This is a genomic window from Pseudomonas sp. S2_E02 (assembly GCF_054668355.1).
In genome coordinates this window covers 6,450,742-6,474,612 of record NZ_CP162761.1, presented here as the reverse complement: position 1 = coordinate 6,474,612, position 23,871 = coordinate 6,450,742, and the positions used below count along the sequence as shown (strand labels likewise).

Below are 23,871 nucleotides of genomic sequence, written 5' to 3'. Positions count from 1 at the left end.
ATTGGCTCAGGTATTGCTGACCTAGACCAACACACACCGCAATCGCAGCGTTGAACACGACCAAGGAGCTTCGGAATGAAACAGCTTTTCCTGGCAACACTGTTAGGCTCGACCATTGCAATGTGCACCTCCGCCATGGCGGCCGGCACCGATCTGAAAACCCTCGAAGCCGCTGCGAAAGCGGAAGGCGCCGTCAACAGCGTCGGCATGCCCGATGACTGGGCCAACTGGAAAGGCACCTGGGAAGACCTGGCCAAGACCTACGGCCTGAAGCACATCGACACCGACATGAGCTCGGCCCAGGAAATCGCCAAGTTTGCCGCCGAAAAAGACAACGCCACTGCTGACATCGGCGACGTCGGTGCGGCCTTCGGCCCGATCGCGGTCAAGCAAGGCGTGGTGCAACCGTACAAGCCAAGCACCTGGGATCAAGTCCCGGACTGGGCCAAGGACAAGGACGGCAACTGGGCGCTGGCCTACACCGGCACCATCGCCTTCATCGTCAACAAAAAGCTGCTGCACGGCTCCGAAGTGCCAACCAAATGGGCTGACCTCAAGGGCGGCAAATACAAGGTCTCCATTGGTGACGTGAGCACCGCCGCCCAAGCCGCCAACGGCGTTCTGGCTGCGGCACTGGCCAACGGTGGCGACGAGAAAAACATCAAGCCTGCGCTGCTGCTGTTCGCCGACATCGCCAAGCAAGGTCGCCTGTCGATGGCCAACCCAACCATCGCCACCATGGAAAAAGGCGAGATCGAAGTCGGCGTGGTCTGGGACTTCAACGGCCTGAGCTACAAAGCCAAAATGGCCAACCCGGATGACTATGTGGTGCTGATCCCATCCGACGGTTCGGTGATTTCCGGCTACACCACGATCATCAACAAGTACGCGAAAAACCCGAACGCCGCCAAGCTGACCCGCGAATACATCTTCAGCGACGCCGGCCAGACCAACCTCGCCCGCGGCAACGCCCGTCCGATCCGCGCCGAACACCTGCAACTGCCGGAAGACGTGAAGGCCAAGCTGCTGCCGAACGAGCAGTACAAAAAGGTCACCCCGATCAAAGACGCCGATGCGTGGGAAAAGACTTCGAAAGCCCTGCCACAGGCGTGGAACGAAGAAGTCATCGTCGAGATGAAATAAGCCTGTAGATCCCTCTTCGGGATCCGCTGGAGTTCCAAATGTGGGAGCGAGCTTGCTCGCGAATGCGGTTATTCATTCAGCATTGATGTTGGCTGACATGACGCCTTCGCGAGCAAGCTCGCTCCCACAGGGGGATTGAGTTGATTTCGGAATATTTGAATTTCGCGGAGTTTTTGCCCCTATGAAGCACAACGTCATCCTTGTCGTGCTCGACGGCCTCAACTACGAGGTCGCACGTCACGCCATGGGGCATCTGCAGGCTTATGTTGGCGCAGGACGCGCCGCGCTCTATCAGTTGGAGTGCGAACTGCCGGCCCTGTCCCGACCGCTTTATGAATGCATCCTCACCGGCGTGCCGCCGATCGACAGCGGCATCGTCCACAACAACGTCTCGCGCTTGTCCAACCAGCGCAGCATTTATCACTACGCGCGCGACGCCGGTCTGAAAACCGCTGCGGCGGCGTATCACTGGGTCAGCGAGTTGTACAACCGCTCGCCCTTCGTCGCCGCCCGCGACCGCCACACCGACAATCTGTCGCTGCCGATCCAGCACGGGCATTTCTACTGGAGCGATCACTACCCGGATTCGCACCTGTTCGCCGACGCCGAAAACCTGCGCCTGCGCCACGATCCGAATTTCCTGCTGATCCACCCGATGAACATCGACGACGCCGGGCACAAGCACGGCCTCGACAGCTCGCAATACCGCAACAGCGCCCGCTCGGCCGACATCATCCTCGCCGACTACTTGCAGAGTTGGCTCGACGCTGGCTATCAGGTATTGGTGACCGCCGATCACGGCATGAACAACGATCGCTCGCACAACGGCCTGTTGCCGGAAGAACGCCAGGTGCCGCTGTTTGTCCTCGGTGACGCGTTCAGCCTCGACGCTGGCGCCGCACCCAAGCAGACCGAAATCTGCGGCACCGTCTGCGAATTGCTCGGCGTGCCCCACGACAAACCTGTGTGCCGGGAGTTGCTCAAGTGAACTCGATGAATCGCGGCAAATGGCTGGCGGCGCTGTGCTTGGTGCCCTTCGCGCTGTTCTTTATCGTCTTTGAAATCGCCCCGCTGGTCTGGGTGATGATCAACAGCTTGCAATCGGAAGAGTTCGGCTGGGGTTTGGCCAACTTCAGCAAGATCTTCAGCTCGAAGTTCTATTTGCAGGCGATCCAGTACAGCCTCGAAATCAGTTTCTGGTCGAGCGTGTTCGGCATCGTCATCGCCGTTCTCGGTGCCTACTCTCTGCGTCGGGTCGATTCGAAACTGCGCAACTTCGTGAATGCCTTTGCCAACATGACCAGCAACTTCGCCGGTGTGCCTTTGGCGTTCGCGTTCATCATCCTGCTCGGTTTCAACGGCAGCATCACCATCATGTTGAAGCAGTCGGGGATCATTCAGGACTTCAACCTGTACTCGAAAACCGGCCTGATCATCCTTTACACCTACTTCCAGATCCCCCTCGGCGTGTTGCTGCTCTACCCGGCCTTCGACGCGCTGCGTGAAGACTGGCGCGAGTCCGCCGCATTGCTCGGCGCCAATGGCTGGCAATTCTGGCGGCATATCGGCTTGCCGGTGCTGACCCCGGCGCTGCTCGGTACATTCGTGATTCTGCTGGCCAACGCCCTCGGTGCCTACGCCACGGTGTATGCGTTGACCACCGGCAACTTCAACGTGCTGCCGATCCGGATTGCGGCGATGGTCTCCGGCGACATTTCCCTCGACCCGAATCTGGCCAGCGCTCTGGCCGTGGTGCTGGTGGCGCTGATGACCATCGTCACTGTCGTGCATCAACTGCTGTTGAAGAGGAGCTACCATGTCTCGCGCTGAATCCGGCCCGGCCGGCCTCTACCACCGCGTCGTGGTTTATCTGTTGTTCGCCATACTCTTGCTGCCACTCGTGGGCACGCTGGTTTATTCGATCGCCAGCAGTTGGTCAGCGACCATCCTGCCCAGCGGTTTCACCTTCAAGTGGTACATCCAGTTGTGGAGCGATCCACGTTTCCTTCACGCCTTCGGTCAATCGTTGCTGGTCTGCGTCGGCGCACTGGTGCTTTCAGTGGTGCTGATCCTGCCGCTGCTGTTCGTGGTGCATTACCACTTCCCGAAACTCGATGCGCTGATGAACATCCTCATCCTGCTGCCCTTCGCGGTGCCGCCGGTGGTGTCGTCGGTGGGACTGTTGCAACTTTACGGTTCCGGGCCGATGGCCATGGTCGGTACACCGTGGATCCTGATCGGCTGCTACTTCACCGTGGCACTGCCGTTCATGTACCGGGCAATCACCAACAACCTGCAAGCGATCAACCTGCGCGACCTGATGGACGCCGCACAACTGCTCGGCGCCAGCACCTTTCAGGCGGCGTTTCTGGTGGTGCTGCCGAACCTGCGCAAAGGCCTGATGGTCGCGTTGCTGCTGTCGTTCTCGTTCCTGTTCGGTGAGTTCGTGTTTGCCAACATTCTGGTCGGCACGCGCTACGAAACCCTGCAGGTGTACCTGAACAACATGCGCAACAGCAGCGGCCACTTCACCAGTGCCCTGGTTATCTCATATTTCTTTTTCGTGCTGGTCCTGACCTGGATCGCCAACATCTTGAACAAGGACAAAAGCGAATGAGCTATGTCAGCGTCCAACACCTGCAGAAAAACTACGCTGGCACGACCGTGTTCAGCGACATCAATTGCGAGATCAACAAGGGCGAGTTCGTCACCCTGCTCGGCCCGTCCGGTTGCGGCAAGTCCACCCTGCTGCGTTGCATCGCCGGCCTGACGCCGGTCGATGGCGGCAAGATCCTGCTCGATGGTGTCGATATCGTGCCGTTGAGTCCGCAGAAACGCGGGATCGGCATGGTGTTCCAGAGCTACGCGCTGTTCCCCAACATGACCGTCGAGCAAAACGTCGCCTTCGGTTTGCGCATGCAAAAGGTTAATGCCGACGACAGCCATAAACGCGTTTCGGAAGTGTTGAAACTGGTTGAACTGAACGACTTCGCCAGCCGCTATCCGCATCAGTTGTCCGGCGGCCAATGTCAGCGTGTTGCCCTTGCCCGTTCGCTGGTGACGCGTCCGCGATTGCTGCTGCTGGATGAGCCGCTGTCGGCCCTTGATGCACGAATTCGTAAACACTTGCGTGAACAGATCCGGCAGATTCAACGCGAACTCGGCCTGACGACGATTTTCGTCACCCATGATCAGGAAGAAGCGCTGACCATGTCTGACCGGATTTTCCTGATGAATCAGGGAAAAATCGTCCAGAGCGGCGATGCCGAAACCCTCTACACCGCACCGGTCGATGTGTTCGCCGCCGGCTTCATCGGCAACTACAACCTGCTTGATGCCGACGACGCATCAAAGCTGTTGCAGCGCCCGATCAACCACCGCATCGCCATTCGCCCGGAAGCCATCGAACTGAGCCTTGACGGCGAACTCGACGCGCAGATCCGCAGCCACAGCCTGCTCGGCAATGTCATCCGCTACCGGATCGAAGCGCGCGGTGTCGAACTGGTGGTGGATGTGCTCAACCGCTCGGCGGCCGATCTGCATCCCGACGGTCAGCGACTGGCACTTTCCATCGATCCAACGGCCCTGTGTGAGGTAGCCTGATGACTTTGCTGACGTTGAAGAGAGAACTGCACTGATGGCCCTGGCAATTTTTGATCTGGACGAAACGTTGATCCACGGCGACTGCGCCACCCTCTGGAGCGAGCAGATGGGACGCCTGGGCTGGGTCGATCCCGAATCGTTCATGCGCAAGAACAACGAGCTGATGGACGCCTACAGCCATGGCAAATTGCGCATGGAAGAGTACATGGAGTTCAGCCTCGAACCGCTGATCGGCCGTACGCCAGAAGAAGTCGATCATCTGGTCGGGCCGTGGGTGGAAGACTTTATCGAACCGATCATCTTCAGCGACGCGACCAAAACCATCGCCGCCCACCGCAAGGCCGGCGACCGGATTCTGGTGATCTCGGCGTCGGGCACGCACCTGGTCAGACCGATTGCCGATCGACTGGGCATCGATGAAATTCTGGGGATCGAACTGGAAGTCGCCCATGGCGTTTACAGCGGTCACACCGTTGGCACCCTGACCTACCGCGAAGGCAAGATCACCCGTTTGCTGGAATGGCTGGATGCCGAGGAAGAAAATCTGGAAGGTGCGAGTTTCTATTCCGACTCGCGCAATGATCTGCCGTTGTTGCTGAAAGTGGATTTCCCACACGTGGTGAATCCGGACCCAGTGCTGCTGGAACACGCCGAAAAGGCCAACTGGCCAATCCACCTCTGGAAATGACAAAGATTTAATCTGCAATTGCAGGCTGACATTCCGAACCCGAGTTCGACACCATGTGTCAGGTCGATGTAGCTCGACAGAACAACTCAGTCAGTCCCCTCTCCCTTTGGGAGAGGGTTAGGGTGAGGGGCTTTTTGCCTTGGTCTCAGCTCAGACTTTCGTCAATCACCAACACCAGTTTGCCAGCCACCTTGTTGCTCGCCAGCTCCGCAAACGCCGCCTCGGCATCCTTCACCGCAAAAGCCTTGGCCAACTGCGGACTCAAGCGCCCTTCCGCAAACAACGGCCACACCTGCTGACCCAGATCACTCAACAGGTCCGCCTTGAACTGATCGTCACGACTGCGCAACGTCGAGCCCAGCAGTTGCACACGCTTGGCCAAGACCTGCGCCAGATCCAGTTTGGCCTCACGGCCGCCCATCAAACCGATCAACACCCAGCGCCCATCGAGCGCCATCAGCTTCAGGTTCAGCGCCGAATAATTACCGCCGACCGGATCGAGAATCACATTGAACGGCCCGAAATCACGCAGGCTCTCCAGATCATCGGTGCGCACCACCCCGCCCTGCGCGCCGAGTGCTTCACAGTAAGCCAGACGCTCGGCCGAACCGACGCTGACCCAGCACGGATTGCCGAACGCCTTGCACAACTGAATAGCGGCTGAACCGATTCCACTTGCGCCGGCATGCAGGAGAACTTTCTCACCCGGTTTGAGCGCCGCAAGTTGAAACACATTCAGCCAGACTGTTGCATAAACCTCAGGCAATGCGGCGGCCTCGATCAGCGAGACGCCTTCGGGAACCGGCAGCACGTGCCGCCCGTCGACGACCACCTCTTCGGCCATCCCGCCCCCGGCCAACAAGGCGCAAACCCGATCACCGACCTGCCACGCACTCCCCGCGCCGACCTCGCTGATCACCCCGGAGCACTCAAGACCGAGCACTTGGCTGGCCCCTGGTGGTGGCGGATAAAGCCCCGCTTTCTGTAATAAATCAGCGCGATTGAGGCCCGCTGCCGCCACTCGGATGCGGACTTGTCCTACATCGCACGTAGGACTCGGCTCTTCAACCCATGCCACTTGACCGTCAACGCCTTGCAATGCCTTCACAGTGCCTCCATAGTGAGTCTGGACTGAGCCCGAAGCTGTAGCGCCGGGCTTTTTGCATTATGCGACCGGCTCTCGTAGAACCGGCGACTTCAAAGACGGCCTAATATGCGTTATCAATTGTCCCCGCGTCGAATCAGCATGAAGCATTTGCTCCCCAGCACCGCCCTCGCTCTTTTCATCGGTATCGGTTTGTTGCCGGTGTCGGGCACTACATTCGCAGCCAACAGCTGGGACAAGTTGCAGCCTGATCGCGATGAAGTCATCGCCAGCCTGAACGTCGTCGAGTTGCTCAAGCGTCACCACTACAGCAAGCCGCCGCTCGACGATGCGCGCTCGGTGATCATCTACGACAGCTACCTCAAGCTGCTGGATCCGTCGCGCAGCTACTTCATGGCCAGCGACATCATCGAATTCGACAAGTGGAAGACCCAGTTCGACGACTTCCTCAAAAGCGGCGACCTCAACGCCGGGTTCACCATCTACAAGCGCTATCTGGACCGCGTCAAGGCGCGTCTGGACTTCGCCCTTGCCGAGCTGAACAAAGGCGTCGACAAGATGGACTTCACCACCAAGGAGACCTTGCTGATCGATCGCAAGGACGCACCTTGGCTCAAATCCACCGCTGAACTCGACGACCTGTGGCGCAAACGCGTCAAGGACGAAGTGCTGCGGATGAAGATCGCCGGCAAAGAGCCGAAGCAGATCCAGGAAACCCTGACCAAGCGCTACAAGAACCAGTTGGCGCGCCTGGACCAGACCCGTCCGGAAGACATCTTCCAGGCGTACATCAACACCTTCGCCATGTCGTACGATCCGCACACCAACTATCTGTCGCCGGATAACGCGGAAAACTTCGACATCAACATGAGCCTGTCCCTCGAGGGCATCGGGGCCGTGTTGCAAAGCGACAACGACCAGGTGAAAGTCGTGCGTCTGGTGCCGGCAGGCCCGGCTGACAAGACCAAACAGGTTGCCCCGGCCGACAAGATCATCGGTGTTGCCCAAGGCAACAAAGAGATGGTCGACGTGGTCGGCTGGCGTCTGGACGAAGTGGTCAAACTGATCCGTGGTCCGAAAGGCACCGTGGTGCGTCTGGAAGTGATTCCGGCGAGCAATGCGCCGAACGACCAGACCACCAAGATCGTGCCGATCACCCGGGAAGCGGTGAAGCTTGAAGACCAGGCCGTGAAGAAGTCCGTGCTCAACCTGAAACAGGACGGCAAGGACTACAAACTCGGCGTGATCGAGATTCCAGCCTTCTACCTCGACTTCAAGGCGTTCCGCGCTGGTGATCCGGACTACAAGAGCACCACTCGCGACGTCAAGAAACTGCTGACCGAACTGCAGAAAGACAAAGTCGACGGCGTGGTCATCGACCTGCGCAACAACGGCGGCGGTTCCCTGCAGGAGGCCACCGAACTGACCAGTCTGTTTATCGACAAGGGTCCGACCGTCCTCGTGCGTAATGCCGATGGCCGTGTCGACGTCCTCGAAGATGAAAACCCGGGCGCGTTCTACAAAGGCCCGATGGCGTTGCTGGTCAACCGCTTGTCCGCCTCGGCTTCGGAGATCTTCGCCGGCGCCATGCAGGACTACCACCGCGCGCTGATCATCGGTGGCCAGACCTTCGGTAAAGGCACCGTACAGACCATTCAGCCGCTGAACCACGGCGAACTGAAGCTGACTCTGGCCAAGTTCTACCGGGTTTCCGGTCAGAGCACCCAGCATCAGGGCGTGTTGCCGGACATCGACTACCCGTCGCTGATCGACACCAAGGAAATCGGCGAGAGCGCACTGCCGGAAGCCATGCCGTGGGACACCATCCGCGCAGCGATCAAACCGGCGGCCGATCCGTTCAAGCCGTTCCTGGCGCAGCTCAAGTCCGAACATGACACGCGCACCGCCAAGGATGCCGAGTTCGTGTTCATCCGTGACAAGCTGGCTCTGGCGCAGAAACTGATGGAAGAAAAAACCGTCAGCCTCAACGAAGCCGAGCGCCGTGCCCAGCACAACGACATCGATGCCAAGCAACTGACGATGGAAAACATCCGTCGCAAGGCCAAAGGCGAAGAGCCGCTTAAAGAGCTGAAGAAAGAAGACGAAGACGCCCTTGCGGCCGCTGACCCGGACAAGGTCAAACCGGAGGACGATGCCTACCTGAGCGAAACCGGGCGCGTGCTGCTGGATTACCTGAAGCTGAGCAATCAGGTGGCCAAGAAGTAAGGTGATGGCAATTTAGTGCTGACGATCCCCGGATCGTCATCAAACAGTCATCATTCTGTCGTGCAATAAAGGACTGGGAGCCATTCTCTTCATCGAGAACGCTCCCAGTCCTTTTTTTATCGCCAGAGATTGCCATGACCACGACCGAACAGCTGAGTGCCTTGAGCTCGATCCTGACTCAAAGCGGTTTACACAGCCTGTTCCAACCGATCATTTGTCTCTCGGAACGGCGCATTCTCGGCTACGAAGCGCTCACGCGCGGCCCTTCCAACAGCCCTCTTCACTCGCCGATCGCGCTGTTCGCCGTGGCCCGTCAGGCCGGGCGTTTGAGCGAGCTGGAAATCGCCTGCCGCCAAAGCGCTTGCCGTCGCTTCAACGAGCAACAACTGCCGGGCAAACTGTTCCTCAACGTCTCGCCGGAATCCTTGCTTGAAGCCGCCCACCAACCGGGGCGCACATTGCAGTTGCTGCAGGATTTCGGCATTCCGCCCAGTCAGGTGGTCATCGAACTGACCGAACAGACGCCCATCGACGATTTCCAGTTGCTGCAAACCGCCTTGCATCACTACCGAGCCATGGGTTTTTCCATTGCACTGGATGATCTCGGTGCCGGCTATTCAAGCTTGCGTCTGTGGTCGGAATTGCGCCCGGACTACGTGAAGATCGATAGACACTTCATCGATGGCATTCATCAGGACGCATTGAAGCGTGAGTTCGTCGGCTCGATTCTGCAAATCGCCAAAGCCTCTCGCGCGCTAGTCATCGCCGAAGGCATCGAGCTGCCGGAAGAGCTCGCGGTGCTGACGGAAATGGGTGTCGATCTGGTGCAGGGTTACTTGCTCGGACGTCCTCAGGAACATCCGCCCCGCGACGCCCGCGCCTTGATGCCCAAACACGACAGCAGCAGCGTTGCGTTGAACGACGAAGGCAGCGACCTCAGCGCCCTGCTCAACGACCAACCGGCCGTGCACCGCGACACACCCACCGCCAACGTGCTGGAGGCCTTCCGCCGCCAGGCCAACCTCAACTCACTGGCGGTACTCGACGAACAAGGCCAACCCTGCGGCATCGTCCACCGCCACTCGTTGTCGGATGCCCTGCTCAAACCGTTCGCCACCGACCTGTTCGCGCGTAAACCGATCAGCCGCCTGATGAACGACGATTTCCTCGCCGTGGAAATGAGCCAGTCACTGCAACAGGTCAGCCGACTGATCACTAGCCGCGCGCGGCAACGCATCGAAGAAGACTTCATCATTACTCTTAACGGCGGCTACCTGGGTCTTGGCCGGGTGATCGACGTACTCAAACTGATCACCGAACTGAAGATCCAACAGGCGCGTTACGCTAACCCGCTAACCTTGCTGCCGGGTAATGTGCCGATTCAACAATGCCTGACTCGCCTGTTACAGCAGGGTCGCGAGTCGGTCATCTGCTACGTCGACATCGACAGTTTCAAACCCTTCAACGACATTTATGGCTACGGGCGCGGCGACGAAGTCCTGCTGTGTCTGGCGCAATGCCTCAACGAGCGCGTCGACCCGAGCCGCGACTTCGTGGGCCACATTGGCGGCGACGACTTCCTGCTCGTCCTCGGTCCGGAAGACTGGCGCAAACGTCTTAATCAACTGCTTGATGATTTCCAGAGTCAGTGCCGACGTTTCTACCGCCCTGAACACCTTGAGGCTGGCTGCTTCATCGCACCGAATCGCCAGGGAGTGCGGCAGGAGTTTCCGCTGTTGTCGCTGTCCATCGGCGTGGTGCATCTACACCCCGAGGCCTGCGCACAACTCGATGCCAGTCAACTCGCGGAAATGGCTTCCCAGGCGAAGCATCATGCGAAGAATATTCCGGGGTACAGCGTGCATGTGATTGACAGTCTTGCCGCGCCCGACCTGCGCCAATCGCAGCTAATTGGCCAATGTTGACTCCTGAAAGCTGTCAAACCCTCAGGCCGCGCGAAGAGGCAGCTCAATCAAATTTGTTTACTGGGTCAACCTTTAGATTTTCGATTTGATACCTCAATAAACAACTCAACAAAACCTGCATAAACTGCCGTTGATCCTCTACATCATCATCGAAATAGGTGGTGATTTTCGTGAATACCGCATCAAAGTCATCATCGACGTCCAAATAGTGTTTCAACGTTTCAACACACCACTCGCGCTCTTCAACGCTATAAGAGAGAAACTCAGGTTTCATAAGAATATCGAATAGCTCGGCAAGCTCCTTCTTATCATTCACGTTCTTTGAAACAATGATTTTTTCACGAGCGTCGTCGTCAGTATTTTCTATATCAAATAGAAACAGCAGACCACGCAAAACAAAATACTCAGGTTTACGTTTCATTCCATAAAATCCGTATAAGAGGTTATCGGCTTGCCGGCTCTATCAAGAATTACTACCGCATGTGTTTGCTGTCCGTAAATGACTCCCCCCCTCTTGTATCCTTCACCTACAATTTTGCCCATATTCATTGGCTCCTTCGACGCGATTTGTCCGTTCCGCCTAAAAATAAGCTGGGCACGATGTATGGCGTTCAGTTGGTCTCGATTACTAAAAAAGTGAGTGGCTGCACTGGGAATTTTTGGCTGCCCTGCTCGCCTTCCGTTGGTGTAAAGCTCTATGACTCCGGTCGATGGATTTCTTCCCGTCACTGAACGTTCTTGCTGAGAGGCCAATGTGGTTTGTTTGCCATGTTTTTCTACGAAGTGTGCGCCTGGTGTGGCTTTCTCCATTTCATCCAAACGCCTAAAAGCATTTGCCTCCGCCAAGTCATCAATCCTCGCTCTACGCTCCTGCGCCGTCATCTTCGGTAGCGCGGGCTCACCCTCGTCAACCTTAGCCCCACCAATACCGCCGGGCACCTCGCAACCCGGCTTATTCGGCGGCGGGCAGTTCGACGTCAACCCCAACGGATCCACCCACCCCGTCGGATTCGGCACGTACTGGTACTGATTCAACCCACCCGCCAACTTGATCGGATCCGGCGTCAGATACCGTCCCAACCTCGGGTCGTAATACCGGTGCCGGTTGTAATGCAGCCCGCTTTCGCCGTCGAAGTACTGCCCCTGAAAACGCAGCGGCTGGTTCAGGTAGTCCTCGCCGGCCAGGGTCAGTGCGGCGACTTTGCCGTAGGCGTCGTATTGCGCGGACCAGACGATGTCGCCGCTGTAGTCAGTGAGTTCCTGCGGGGTGCCGAGGTGGTCGAGTTGGTAGTAGAAGGGGCAGGCTTTTTTCGGGCCTTTGCCGTCGAGCAGTGCCAGCGGGCGGAAGGTGCCGGGTTCGTAGACGTAGCTGCGGTATTCGTGTTCGCTGCTTTCGGCGACGAGGTGGTCGCCTTGCCAGAAGAATTCGGTGATCTCGCCGTTGACGGTTTTGCGGATACGCCGGCCGAAGGCGTCGTATTGGTAACTGGCGGTCTGGCCGTCGGGGCGGGTCAGGCCGATCAGGCGGTGCTGGCAGTCGTAGCGGTATTCAGTGACGAGTGTCTGTGCGCGGCCGCGACGTTCGCGGATCAGGTTGCCGAAGGCGTCGTAGTCGTAATGACGATCGCCTTGCATCAGCAAGCGATTGCCCTGGATCTGGCTGGGGCCGGGGCGGTCCTGCATCAGCAGGTTGCCGGCCGGGTCGTGGGCGAAGGATTCCGGCAGCTCGTCGCGTGAGTGACGGACGCGGATCAGCCGGTCGAGGGCGTCGTAGCCGTAGGTGCGCTGGCCGTGGCGGCTGTCGGCGATGTGCGCGAGATTGCCGTTGGCGCTGTAGGCATAATCGCGGCGGTACAACGCATCGCGCTGATGGCCTACGGCGTGGGCGAGTAATCGTCCTTGATCGTCGTAGGAATATTCGCTGAGCAGCAGACCTTGTTGGCGTTGCAGTTCGCGACCGGACTGGTAGACATGGCGGGTCAGCGGCGTGCCGTTGAGGTCAATCCCGTTCAGCGCGCCGCCCTTGGCGTGGCGGTAGTCGAGCACGCTGCTGTCCGGCAGGCGCATGCGCTTGAGCTGGCCGCAGGCGTCGTAGCGGTAACGCAGGGTGCCCCAGCCCTGATGCTCGGTGATCAGCCGGTCCTGACGGTCGTACTCGAAGGCCAGCGGGTGTTGCTGGCCGTCGTCGACACTGATCAAACGACCGAGTCGGTCGTACTGGTAACTGACCTTGATCCCGTCCGGCAGGGTTTTGACCAGCAAACGCCCGGCGGTATCGCGTTCATAAGCGGTGAGCAAACAAGAGCCGTCATCACCGAACTCGGTCTTCTCCAGCAGATGCCCGTTGAGGTCGTAGGCATACGCGGTGCGCTGACCATCAAAACCGACTTCCTGACGAATCAGCCCGGTCGGCGTGTAATCCAAGCGATACTTTTCCCCGGACTCGTTTTCGATCTCGGTGAGCAACAGTTGCGCATGGTCGTAGCGGTACTGCACCCGCGTGCCGTCGGGGTTGATTCGCCGCGAGACCAGATGCAGGTCATCGTCGTATTCGTAGCGGGTGATACGCCCGAGTTCATCGCGCTCGGCAGTGACCTGGCCGTAGGCGCCGTAGCTGTAGGCGCGGGTGCTGCCGCCAGGAAATGTCGTCTGAATCAGTCGGCCAACGGCGTCCCAGTGCTGACGGGTGACCGCACCGTGTTCGTCCGCAGTTGTGGTCCGCCGCCCCAGTGCATCGTAGGAAAAGCGCCGTACGCCACCGTCGGGCAGGGTTTCCTCGGTCAACTGGCCAAGGCTGTTCCAGACCAAACGATGCCGGCTGCTGTCCGGGTAGCGGATCGACAGCAACTGCCCACGGGTGTCGTAGTAGTAATGGGTGACATGGCCGTCGGGATCGACCGCCTCGGTGACATCGCCCTCGGCATTGCGCCGGTAGATCCACACCGCCTCGCCGCGTGAACGCCGGTACAGGAAACCGTTGCGATACTCGTAGGACGTGGGCGCCTCGTCCGGCGGAATCAGCGCGATCAGCCGTCCGACGTCGTCGTAGCGGTATTCGGTGACAGCGCCCAAGGCATCGCGCTCGGCGATCAACCGGCCGGCATCGTCATAAGCCTTGAGCTGCTCGCCACCATCCGCCGAGACTTTACGCACCAGCCGCGCACGATCATCGTGGACGTAGGTCTCTTCGGTGCCATCGACGTAATGCACCGCGACACTGCCGTCATCGTTCCAGACGTAGCGCGTGTCCATCTGCGAGAACGATGCCCAATGCCTGACACAGCGAGAAGCCTTGCCCGACCGCTCCCACTCCCAGAAGAAGCTCGCGCCGCCGGCCAGTTGCCGCTGCAGGATCACGTGAGCGTCGTCGTAGTCGTAACGCTCGCTTTCACCGACGGCGTTGCTCGCTTCGATCAGATGCCGGTACGCGTCGTAGCGGTAACTGACCAGCGCCTGTTCGGTACTCCAGGCACCCTCGCGAAACACCTGATAATCAACACCCAGCAACTGCGCCTGCTCATAGCGCAACAGCAGTGAGCGCCCGGCGCCATTGTCCAGGCGCTGCACCCGGTCAGACCGATCGCGCTGCACCGTCAGACGATTGCCATAGGCATCGCTGATCGCCGTCAGCCGTCCTGCACGAAAGTGATAAAAGCGCGCCGTGTCCCCGGCCAGCGCGAGGATCAGCTCTTCCGGCTCCTCGCCCAGAAAAATCGCCGCCCGCGACAAACTGTTGTGAATCGCCGGCCGCTCACTACTCGGTAGCGGAAAACGGGTGCGACGGTTTTCGTGGTCGACCCAGACCACAAAGTCGCCTTCAAACGCCAGCCGATGCGCCAGCGAATGACTCCAGCCAAAGCCCAACCCAACATCGATTTCGGCGGCGCTGGAGCGATACAAGCGCGTGAACTCAAACGGCAACACGCCATCGAGCAGCGCATCGTTCAGGGTCAGCAGTTCTTCGCCAGTAACCATCGACACCGGACAACCGTTGGTGCAGGTGCGCGGCACGCAATCGGCGCTGTCGCCGTTGGGGTTTTTCGCCTGGTCCGGTGAGTCGTCGTGATGCTCGTCTTTCTTCAACAAGGTGTTGCGCTGCGCATTCCAGCGCAATTGCATCCGGCCTTTTTTCACCCCGGCGGCGATGCCACGGGCGGCAACGGTTTTGTATTGATCGACGTATTTGATGAACCCTTCGACGATGCCAAACATCGCCTTCACCAAACGCTTTACCGCCGAGAGCAATTGCACGGCGCGGTCCGCCAGACGCAGCGTCAGATAAGCGATGCCTGCGCCACCACTGACGAACGTCAAGACGACGCTGATCAGCACATCGATGAGCAACTGCACCATCATCATCGACGCCGCTTCAGCAGTTTTGCCGGCGATTTCACTGGGTGGCAGCATCTCCAGCCAAAGGCTGGCAGTGCGCAGCAATAGACACAGCGCCGCCTCGTCACTGACCAGCAGTTGCAGCTTCTCCATGACCTCGGGCGCGGTTTTCGCCAGCTCGATCAGATCCGCCGCACCACTGCCCAAGCGCTCAGCAAACTGACCGGGATCCTTGAGAATGTCCGAGAGCAAGCCAATGCTGTCCCACACGCCCTCGATCGCCGCCCAACTCCCGGCCAGCATGCCGTTGCCCGCCGCCGTCGCCACCGACTGCGACCATTGCGGCTTTAAACCCTGCCATTCACTGCGCAGCCAGCCATCCAGCTCAGCAGTCAGGCCGTCATAGGCTTTGAACAGGTCCTCGACCTGACCCGAAGTGACAGCGCTGTGCACCTGCACCCGGTAGAATTTGCCAGGTATTCCTTTGAATGAGCCCTTGCCTTGCGCATCAAGGGTGATGGGGGTGGTTTCGCCACTGTCCATGGCGATCACATCGACCACGATATTGCCCAGCGGAATGTCGTAGACCGACTCGAATTTGCTTTCGATCAGCATCGGGCCACTCTTCGGGCACTGGACGACACCGGAGAAAAACGCGTTGTCGGTGCTGCTGACGGCAGTGCTATCGGAGCCGAAGCGAATGATCCGCTCCATGCCCACCAGTGACGGCAGATCCGCCGCGTGGCTGACCTCGTCCGCCGCGCGACTGGCCCAATGCTTGAGCTGTTCGCGGTAAACGCTGAGGGTGTCGGGAAAGCTGTCGAGTGCTTGCTCGATGCGGGTGACGGCGTCCATCAACGCACGCGGGTGGGCGAAGTGGGCTGGATAAGCGGATCAAACATGGGCGTTCCCTCGCGCAAAAAAATTAGGCGCGGGAACTGTGCGGGGGATCAATCGGGAAAGAAGTCAGGCAAGTAGGCGATGACTGTAGGACTTGTCTGTAAAAAACAACTCACAGATAAACAACCGCGCAAAAACGCAAACGCGGCGTGAGGAAAACCTCACGCCGCGTTTGTTCGGGCAGACATAAATGGATTTACAGTGTTGAGTCGCGAGTACTCAGCTCTTTCAATTTGAGCTCCGCCAACGGGTGCCCGGCTTTGGCCGCCATGCCCCACCAGCGTGCGGCTTCGGCAGGATCCGGCGGTTTGCTCGGCGTTCCGGCCAAACTGATCACGCCGACCTGATAAGCCGCTTTGCCATCACCCGCGAGCGCGGCCAGCCGCAACAGGCGCACTCCTTCTTCACGTGCACCCAGGCCGACACCACGAAAGGTCAGGATGTGCCCGTAGAAGCTTTGTGCACCAACATCGCCAAGGTTGGCCATGCGCGCAAACTGCCCTTCAAGCCAGCGCCAGCCTCGCGGTTGGCGGACAAACCACGACCAGTGAAACAGCCTGCGCGCCAGCCAGTAACTGGCCCGCGCCTTGAGTCGTAAAAACACTCAGGCCTCTGCCGATTCCGGGTACTCGTACTCGAAGACCCTGACCACTTCCGAGGCATGCCAGGAAGCCGCGGCAACGCCGTCGGATGGCCCGGAAAAACGCCCCAGACGTTCAACGCATTCAAAGAAACCCGTGCGCGGCAGGCGACTCGCGCCCTGGCTGATCACCAGCGAACTGCGCAACGGTTGTTCGGCCTTGGCATCCAGCGCGGCCAGATGTTCAAGCGCGGCCGTCAGGGTTTGCATGGCCGGCGTCGGCAATTGCAACCGCTCGAGCAAGGCCCGATAAGTCAGCAGATGGCGCTGGCGACGCGCCTGATCAAGTTCCCCGAGCAATCCGTCCCAATGTTGACGGCTGATGCGTACGCTCACGATTCATCCCTCCACCCTGGCACCGTCAATTCCCAGGCCAGGCTGCGGCGAATCGCGGCGTCGGGCTGACGCTCGCCACTTTCGATCATGGCCAGATAAGACGGGCTGATGCCTACCGTGCGGGCCAGCGCCTCAATGGCGATGCCCTTCCCTTCGCGCAAACTGCGTAGTTGATCCAGACCTGGAAGAATCGCGTCTGGTGAGGCCGCGAGCGGCGTGGCTGCCGGACGCGACGGTGTTTCGTTGATGCCTGCTGCTTTTAGTAGAGCCTGATACTGAGCCCACGGCAGAACCGCGTATTCGGGTTCGCCATCGCGTGCAATTATCTGAATATCCATGACTACCCCGTAGGACAACAACACTTAGCGAGTCGGCACTTTTCCCTAGAAGTGTAATCCTAACAGCGGCTAAGGTCGCGGGGGGTATCTATCTGTAGGTGGGTGCTGAGAATCAGGTTTTTTTCGGCCCCTGCAGTTGCAGTTGCTCGGGGGTATCCGGCAGGCGTTCGACGACTGCCAGTTTTTCCGGTTGCTGACGGTTGCGCCACAGGCGAAACGCATTGAGTTCATCGTCGAGGGTTTTCATCAGCCAGGCGAGGACGGCGATGTCGTCGAGCATGCCAAACACGGGAATGAAATCCGGAATCGCGTCCACCGGGCTGAGGAAGTACATCAAACCCGCCACCACCGACACCAGGGCTTTGCCACTGATAGCGCGGTACTCGCCGCGCCAGTAGGCCAGGCACAATGCCTGAAGCAAGCGTAAATCGTCCTTGAGTTTACCGAGACGATTGCCTTGCGCGGCGCCTTTGCTGGCAACCGCAAACAGTAAGGTCGGTAAACGGCCACGCGCCAGCAGACGGCCGGCCAAGGGCAGGAATCGAGCGAAATTCCACGGAGCTTTCATCTATTCCTCCCGTTGAAATGTTATCCACACAAATTGTGGATAACCTTGTGAACAGAGCTGCATTTCAGCGCTGAAAGCCCCGTTTCATAAGGGCTGCGCTCAGATCGGGCGTTTTTTACTCACATAAAAAACCCCAATATTTCATTGACTTGGCTGCTCAGGGCGGCTAGCGATGGCAGTCTCATTGGCTATGACTCTCCCGACCGCCATCGGTTCGCTCTGTTTACCCTTGCCAGGGTCCAGATGCAACAACGCCCCGCATAAGCGAGGCGTTGTTGTCAGACCCATTACCGATTACTTGGCAGCAGCGGCTTCTTTGGCTGGATCCTTGATGGCCAGCAGTTCCAGGTCGAAGACCAGAACCGAGTTGGCCGGGATTGCCGGGCTTGGCGACTGTGCGCCGTAAGCCAGATCGCTAGGGATGTACAGTTTGTACTTCTCGCCAACGTGCATCAGTTGCAGACCTTCAACCCAACCCGGGATCACGCCGCTCACCGGCAGATCGATCGGGCTGCCGCGCTCGACGGAGCTGTCGAATACGGTGCCGTTGGTCAGCTTGCCGGTGTAGTGAACGGTCACTACGTCAGTCGGCTTAGGCTGTGGGCCATCAGCTTTCTTGACGACTTCATACTGCAGGCCGGAAGCGGTGGTTGTCACACCAGCTTTCTTGCCATTTTCTTCGAGGAATTTCTTGCCGGCGGCTGCCGACTCTTCGCTCATCTTGGCCATACGCTCTTCAGCACGCTTCTGCAGCGCGGCGAAGGCTTCGACCAGTTCTTCATCTTTCAGCTTCTGTTCTTTCTTGCCGACGGCATCTTCGATGCCCTGGGCTACCGCTTTGGAGTCCAGATCATCCATGCCTTCCTGAGCCAGGCTCTTGCCCATGTTCAGGCCGATACCGTAGGAAGCTTTTTGCGCCGGGGTTTTCAGCTCTACGCTGGTCTGCGAATCACAACCCGCGAGGACCAGGCTAACCAGGGCAACCGCCGCCGCCAACCGATGCTGTTTCATGCTATTTCCTTGTTCATGCGCCGAAAGGGCAATCGAGTAAAGCCGCGAGCTTATCAGGCCGCCACGACCAATGGCTACCGGCATGAGAGCAGGAATCTTCCGATAAGTTCAGGGATTAAAACGCATTGGCGCGAAGCGACGATGAAGCTTCTGTCATCTCGTCCCGGCAATCGGCGTCGTTTCTTCTTGCATCATCTGGCGTAATGGCCACTTGCCGCACAGGGCCAGGCTCAGGCATAACAGCGGAACAAATCGACAAGGATGTTTATCTTGCGCCTCTTATTCCGTGTGCTGACCCTGATCGTCGTGCTGCTGGGACTGGTTCTCGCCGTGGTCCTGTATTACGTCGCCAATCCGAAACTGCCCTTCTACACCCCCGCCGAGCAGGTGCATTACCTCAATCAGTGGAGTGACGAAGACCGGCAAACCTACTATTTCACGCCCCAGGGTACGCAGGTCAAAGGCCTGCGCTATGAGTGGTTCCAGGCGCTGGAACTGCCCTTCTCGGCGCAACGTTTCGCCTCGCCTGATTACCTGGCGCGTTTCGGTTTTCTGATCGACCCGCAGCAGAAAGCCACGACGACCAACCCCGGCAACCTCCCCGTCGGTTTTGCCCGACATCAGAACCCCGGCAGCACCGAACAATATCTGGACATCACTTGCGCCGCTTGCCACACCGGCGAATTGCGTTTCAAAGGTCAGGCCGTGCGAATTGACGGGGGTACCGCGCAACATGTGCTGCCGTCCAGTGTGCCTACTTTGCGCGGCGGCAGTTTCGGACAGGCATTGGTGGCAAGTCTGACCGCGACTTACTACAACCCATGGAAATTCGAACGTTTCGCCAGAACCGTGCTGGGCGACGAATACGACGCGCGTCACGAGCAATTGCGCAAAGACTTCAAAACCTCACTGAATACATTCCTCAAAGTCGCCTGGAACGATACCCATCGCGGCCTCTACCCGACCGAAGAAGGCCCCGGCCGCGCCGATGCCTTCGGACGCATTGCCAACGCGACGTTTGGCGATGCGATTTCCCCCGCCAACTACCGCGTGGCCAATGCCCCGGTGGATTATCCACAGCTCTGGGATATGTGGTCATTCGACTGGGTGCAGTGGAACGGCTCGGCGCAGCAGCCGATGGCGCGCAATATCGGTGAAGCGTTGGGCGTCGGCGCCACCCTGAATTTTTTCGATGACAACGGCCAGCCACTGCAAGGCGAAGCACGCTATGCCTCCAGCGTGCGCGTGCGTGATCTGCACAAGATCGAAGAAACCCTGCAAAAGCTCAAGCCCCCCACTTGGCCAGAGGATCTGTTTGGCGCCATCGACACCCCCTGGCAGCCAAGGGGCGCACGCTGTTTACCGAGAATTGCGCCGGTTGCCATGTCCCGCGCCAGACCCAGGAAGGTGAGCGCTGGGTGCAGCTTTTGCACATGCTGCCGGTCGCTGTCATCGGCACCGACCCGACCGCCGCCAACAATATCGCCAGCCACCGTTTCGACCTGACCGCTCTGCAGTGGGATCTGAAAGAGCTGGAAAAAATGGACGTCAAACTGCATCCGACACCCAAGGCGCCACTGGACCTGAGCCAAATGTCGGTGGCCAAGGGCTTGGCTTACGTCACCGCCTTCGTCGAAGACCGCGCCTATCGCGAAGCCAACGTCACGCCGCAGGAAAAACCACGCCTGGACGGCTTCGGCCTGCCCATCGGCGTGCGCGAAAAACTCGCCTACAAGGCGCGCCCGCTGGCGGGTGTCTGGGCCACCGCGCCGTTTCTGCACAACGGCTCGGTGCCGAGTATTTATCAGTTGTTGTCGCCGCAGGATGAACGCGTCACGACCTTTTTCAAAGGCACCTTCGAATACGATCCGCGACATTTGGGGTATCGCACCGAAGCGTTTACCAATGGCTTCCTGTTCGACACGCGCATCACCGGCAACCACAACAGCGGCCATGAATTCCGTGCCGGCGAACGTGGCAACGGCGTTATTGGCCGGCTATTGCAGCCCGAAGAACGCTGGGCACTTCTTGAGTACCTGAAAGTCCTCGGCGGCCCACTGGAGGCGCAACTGCCATGATCTCAACCTTCAAGAAAGAACAGTCGCTGCTGGCCAGAATCTGGTTGTGGCTGGGTCGTGTACTGGGCAAGGTTCTGTTGATAGCGCTCGTCATCGGCCTGTTCGGCTGGGCCATCGCTACGGTCTGGTTTGCCTGGCAACACCGTGGCCCGGTGTCGGCGCAGGAGCAGATTCCCAGCGGCGAAGCGGCGATGACCCAGGACGTGATCCAGACCGCCGTACGCATCGTCGATCAACACCGAGAAAGCACCCGTTATCTGCGCGACGCCCATGCCAAGGCCCATGGCTGCGTGAAGGCGCAGGTGCAAGTGCTGCCGGAACTGGCGCAACCGCTGCGACAGGGCGTGTTCAGTGAGCCCGGAAAAACCTGGCAAGCGATGATTCGCCTGTCCAATGGCAATGCCTATCCACAGTTCGACAGTCTGCGCGACGCCCGGGGGATGGCGATCAAACTGCTCGATGTGCCGGGAAAATCCTTGCTGCGTGACCGCCAGGAGCAGCGCGAGCAGGATTTTGTGATGTTCAGCCACCCGAACTTTTTTGTCAGTGACGTCGCCGAGTATCGTCAGAACGTATCGGCGCAGGCTGACGGCAAAAAGGTCATGGCATTTTTTCCGGGATGGGACCCGCGTACATGGCAGGTCCGCCATTTGTTTATTGCACTGGCAACCCTGTCACCGCCACCGGACAGTCCGACCGCGACCACTTATTTTTCGGTATCGCCGTACAAATTTGGTGAAGCCAATGCAAAGTTTCGGGTGGCGCCGGCCCCGGACAACTGCCCGGACTACACACTGCCAAAACAGAATCATGATTTGCCGAATTTCCTGCGCAGCGCCTTAAACCAGCAACTGTCGACGGACCGGATACCGGCGTGTTTCGTCCTGCAGATCCAGCGTCAGGATGCCAACAAGTACATGCCGATCGAAGACACCAGCATCGAATGGCGCGAGCAGGAATCGCCGTTTGAAACCGTGGCGCGGATCACTCTGCCACCGCAGGACTTCGATACACCGGCGCTGAATCTGGCGTGTGACAATCTTTCGTTCAATCCGTGGTTCGGGATTGAGGCGCATCGGCCGATTGGCGGGATCAACCGCTTGCGTAAAGCGGTGTATGAGGCGGTGAGCGACTATCGGCACAGCCAGAATGCCGCGCAGTAGAACGGTGTCAAAGCACCTTTGAGGACATGGGATCAATAAATCCCGGACAGCAAAAAGCCCGCACTAGGCGGGCTTTCTGTGGAATCTGGCGTTCAGTGTTCCAGATTCCGAATATGGCGCAGCGGACGGGACTCGAACCCGCGACCCCCGGCGTGACAGGCCGGTATTCTAACCGACTGAACTACCGCTGCGCGAAACGCTTGAAACGAATGGTGGGTGATGACGGGATCGAACCGCCGACATTCTGCTTGTAAGGCAGACGCTCTCCCAGCTGAGCTAATCACCCTTCGCTTCGTTACGGGACGCATTATGCCACAAGTTTTCGTAAAGTGTTGATTTAATTGAAGTTTTTTTCAAATAAATCCGAAAACCAGTAAAACGACACATCCCGCGGGTACAACCTTGGAGCAGAAAAAAACCCGCCTTGGCGGGTTTTTCCGTGGTGACCTGGCGTTCAGTGGTCCAGGTTACCGAATATGGCGCAGCGGACGGGACTCGAACCCGCGACCCCCGGCGTGACAGGCCGGTATTCTAACCGACTGAACTACCGCTGCGCTAAACACTTGAAACGAATGGTGGGTGATGACGGGATCGAACCGCCGACATTCTGCTTGTAAGGCAGACGCTCTCCCAGCTGAGCTAATCACCCTTCGCCTCGGTGTGGCGCGCATTCTACGGAGCGACCCAACCTCTGGCAAGCACTTTTTTAAATAATTTTCTCAGGCCTTCCAAAGGCTTAGAGAAGGGTTGGCCTATGGGACGGCGAAGACAATAATGCCCCCCTTTGTATAAAGGAGAGACTCACCCCATGTGGTTCAAAAACCTGCTTATCTATCGCCTGACCCAAGACCTGCCTGTCGATGCCGAGGCGCTGGAAACTGCACTGGCCACCAAACTGGCGCGTCCATGTGCAAGCCAGGAGTTGACCACCTACGGTTTCGTCGCGCCGTTCGGAAAAGGCGAAGATGCTCCACTGGTGCACGTCAGCGGTGACTTCCTGCTGATTTCCGCGCGTAAAGAGGAACGCATTCTGCCGGGCAGCGTCGTGCGCGACGCGGTCAAGGAAAAGGTCGAAGAGATCGAAGCCGAACAGATGCGCAAGGTCTATAAGAAGGAACGCGATCAGATCAAGGATGAAATCATCCAGGCGTTCCTGCCGCGCGCCTTCATCCGTCGCTCGTCGACCTTTGCCGCTATCGCGCCGAAACAGGGCCTGATCCTGGTCAACTCGGCCAGCCCGAAACGTGCCGAAGACCTGCTGTCGACCCTGCGTGAAGTGATCGGCACCCTGCCCGTCCGTCCGTTGACCGTGAAAATGGCACCGACTGCGGTCATGACTGACTGGGTCACCACGCAAAAAGCCGCTGATGACTTCTATGTACTGGACGAGTGCGAACTGCGCGACACCCACGAAGATGGCGGTATCGTGCGTTGCAAGCGTCAGGATCTGACCAGCGAAGAAATCCAGCTGCACCTGAGCACTGGCAAAGTCGTCACTCAATTGTCGTTGGCCTGGCAGGACAAACTGTCGTTCATGCTCGACGACAAGATGACGGTCAAACGTCTGAAGTTCGAAGATCTGTTGCAGGATCAGGCGGAGCAGGACGGTGGCGACGAGGCACTGGGTCAGCTGGATGCCAGCTTCACGCTGATGATGCTGACCTTCGGTGATTTCCTGCCAGCGCTGGTTGAAGCGTTGGGTGGGGAAGAGACTCCTCAAGGCATCTAAAGCCTTGTGATGTCAAAACTGTAGGAGTGAGCCTGCTCGCGATGAGGGACTGACATTCAACTAAAGTGTTGATTGAAAGACCGCTA

The 23,871-nt window shown here is 58.7% G+C and carries 18 protein-coding genes, 4 tRNA genes and 1 pseudogene; 11 read left to right on the top strand and 12 right to left on the bottom strand.

Going from position 1 to position 23,871, the window contains the following annotated elements; genetic code table 11:
* Positions 1 to 75: 75 nt before the first annotated feature.
* The 6 genes from AB4O01_RS29125 to AB4O01_RS29100 all read left to right on the top strand — a co-directional run bounded on the left by AB4O01_RS29125 (position 76) and on the right by AB4O01_RS29100 (position 5,434).
* Positions 76 to 1,143, top strand: a complete 1,068-nt coding sequence (locus AB4O01_RS29125) for an ABC transporter substrate-binding protein (protein WP_093441622.1) — start codon at positions 76 to 78, stop codon at positions 1,141 to 1,143.
* Between the two features lie 181 nt (positions 1,144 to 1,324).
* Entirely contained in the window at positions 1,325 to 2,131 is an 807-nt protein-coding gene (locus AB4O01_RS29120) for an alkaline phosphatase family protein (protein WP_093441617.1), read from the top strand.
* Between the two features lie 5 nt (positions 2,132 to 2,136).
* Positions 2,137 to 2,973: an ABC transporter permease gene (locus AB4O01_RS29115; protein ID WP_177413149.1), complete on the top strand. Its 837-nt coding sequence runs from the start codon at positions 2,137 to 2,139 to the stop codon at positions 2,971 to 2,973.
* The gene (locus tag AB4O01_RS29110; protein WP_007916333.1) at positions 2,960 to 3,760 is read left to right on the top strand and encodes an ABC transporter permease; all 801 of its coding nucleotides are present in this window, start codon (positions 2,960 to 2,962) and stop codon (positions 3,758 to 3,760) included. The genes AB4O01_RS29115 and AB4O01_RS29110 overlap by 14 nt, the downstream gene beginning before the upstream one ends.
* A complete protein-coding gene (locus AB4O01_RS29105; RefSeq protein WP_099758418.1) occupies positions 3,757 to 4,746 on the top strand; it encodes an ABC transporter ATP-binding protein in 990 nt (329 codons plus the stop codon). Before AB4O01_RS29110 ends, AB4O01_RS29105 begins: the two co-directional genes overlap by 4 nt.
* Positions 4,747 to 4,780: 34 nt before the next feature.
* Positions 4,781 to 5,434 (top strand): HAD family hydrolase, encoded by a 654-nt coding sequence (locus AB4O01_RS29100; RefSeq protein ID WP_460090237.1) that lies wholly within the window; start codon positions 4,781 to 4,783, stop codon positions 5,432 to 5,434.
* 145 nt (positions 5,435 to 5,579) lie between these two features.
* Here the strand turns inward: AB4O01_RS29100 and AB4O01_RS29095 are convergent, their stop codons facing one another.
* Positions 5,580 to 6,542, bottom strand: a complete 963-nt coding sequence (locus AB4O01_RS29095) for a zinc-binding dehydrogenase (protein WP_257357809.1) — start codon at positions 6,540 to 6,542, stop codon at positions 5,580 to 5,582.
* A 138-nt stretch (positions 6,543 to 6,680) separates the two neighbouring features.
* Here AB4O01_RS29095 and AB4O01_RS29090 point away from each other — a divergent pair, with 138 nt between their 5' ends.
* Positions 6,681 to 8,765, top strand: a complete 2,085-nt coding sequence (locus AB4O01_RS29090) for a carboxy terminal-processing peptidase (protein WP_460090236.1) — start codon at positions 6,681 to 6,683, stop codon at positions 8,763 to 8,765.
* A gap of 134 nt (positions 8,766 to 8,899) precedes the next feature.
* Positions 8,900 to 10,690 carry a bifunctional diguanylate cyclase/phosphodiesterase gene (locus tag AB4O01_RS29085; RefSeq protein WP_460090235.1) on the top strand — a complete coding sequence of 597 codons (1,791 nt, stop codon included), beginning with the start codon at positions 8,900 to 8,902 and terminating at the stop codon, positions 10,688 to 10,690.
* Between the two features lie 43 nt (positions 10,691 to 10,733).
* Here the strand turns inward: AB4O01_RS29085 and AB4O01_RS29080 are convergent, their stop codons facing one another.
* The 7 genes from AB4O01_RS29080 to AB4O01_RS29050 all read right to left on the bottom strand — a co-directional run bounded on the left by AB4O01_RS29080 (position 10,734) and on the right by AB4O01_RS29050 (position 18,815).
* On the bottom strand, positions 10,734 to 11,111 hold the full coding sequence (locus tag AB4O01_RS29080) for a hypothetical protein (RefSeq protein ID WP_093441580.1): 378 nt from the start codon (positions 11,109 to 11,111) through the stop codon (positions 10,734 to 10,736).
* On the bottom strand, positions 11,108 to 15,877 hold the full coding sequence (locus AB4O01_RS29075) for an RHS repeat-associated core domain-containing protein (protein ID WP_460090234.1): 4,770 nt from the start codon (positions 15,875 to 15,877) through the stop codon (positions 11,108 to 11,110). Before AB4O01_RS29075 ends, AB4O01_RS29080 begins: the two co-directional genes overlap by 4 nt.
* Positions 15,878 to 16,118: 241 nt before the next feature.
* Complete coding sequence (locus AB4O01_RS29070; protein ID WP_093440130.1) at positions 16,119 to 16,526, bottom strand: SEL1-like repeat protein; 408 nt, start codon at positions 16,524 to 16,526, stop codon at positions 16,119 to 16,121.
* Positions 16,527 to 16,898 (bottom strand): hypothetical protein, encoded by a 372-nt coding sequence (locus tag AB4O01_RS29065; protein ID WP_003223109.1) that lies wholly within the window; start codon positions 16,896 to 16,898, stop codon positions 16,527 to 16,529. It abuts the gene before it with no gap.
* Complete coding sequence (locus AB4O01_RS29060) at positions 16,895 to 17,236, bottom strand: helix-turn-helix domain-containing protein (protein WP_093440125.1); 342 nt, start codon at positions 17,234 to 17,236, stop codon at positions 16,895 to 16,897. The genes AB4O01_RS29065 and AB4O01_RS29060 overlap by 4 nt, the downstream gene beginning before the upstream one ends.
* Before the next feature lie 112 nt (positions 17,237 to 17,348).
* The gene (locus AB4O01_RS29055) at positions 17,349 to 17,804 is read right to left on the bottom strand and encodes a YkvA family protein (protein WP_007919749.1); all 456 of its coding nucleotides are present in this window, start codon (positions 17,802 to 17,804) and stop codon (positions 17,349 to 17,351) included.
* A 294-nt stretch (positions 17,805 to 18,098) separates the two neighbouring features.
* Positions 18,099 to 18,815, bottom strand: a complete 717-nt coding sequence (locus AB4O01_RS29050; RefSeq protein WP_007919751.1) for an FKBP-type peptidyl-prolyl cis-trans isomerase — start codon at positions 18,813 to 18,815, stop codon at positions 18,099 to 18,101.
* 261 nt (positions 18,816 to 19,076) lie between these two features.
* Here AB4O01_RS29050 and AB4O01_RS29045 point away from each other — a divergent pair.
* A pseudogene (locus AB4O01_RS29045) lies at positions 19,077 to 20,893 on the top strand (di-heme-cytochrome C peroxidase).
* A complete protein-coding gene (locus AB4O01_RS29040) occupies positions 20,890 to 22,056 on the top strand; it encodes a catalase family protein (protein ID WP_460090233.1) in 1,167 nt (388 codons plus the stop codon). Before AB4O01_RS29045 ends, AB4O01_RS29040 begins: the two are co-directional and overlap by 4 nt.
* Positions 22,057 to 22,170: 114 nt before the next feature.
* On the opposite strand, the gene AB4O01_RS29035 is transcribed toward AB4O01_RS29040, so the two are convergent.
* The 4 genes from AB4O01_RS29035 to AB4O01_RS29020 form a co-directional block, all read right to left on the bottom strand.
* Positions 22,171 to 22,247, bottom strand: a tRNA-Asp gene (locus AB4O01_RS29035).
* Positions 22,248 to 22,266: 19 nt separating this feature from the next.
* Positions 22,267 to 22,342: transfer RNA gene (locus AB4O01_RS29030), tRNA-Val, on the bottom strand.
* Positions 22,343 to 22,533: 191 nt separating this feature from the next.
* Positions 22,534 to 22,610, bottom strand: a tRNA-Asp gene (locus tag AB4O01_RS29025).
* 19 nt (positions 22,611 to 22,629) lie between these two features.
* A tRNA-Val gene (locus AB4O01_RS29020) sits at positions 22,630 to 22,705 on the bottom strand.
* A gap of 159 nt (positions 22,706 to 22,864) precedes the next feature.
* Here AB4O01_RS29020 and rdgC point away from each other — a divergent pair.
* On the top strand, positions 22,865 to 23,785 hold the full coding sequence (gene rdgC, locus AB4O01_RS29015; RefSeq protein WP_064390914.1) for a recombination-associated protein RdgC: 921 nt from the start codon (positions 22,865 to 22,867) through the stop codon (positions 23,783 to 23,785).
* Positions 23,786 to 23,871 lie beyond the last annotated feature (86 nt).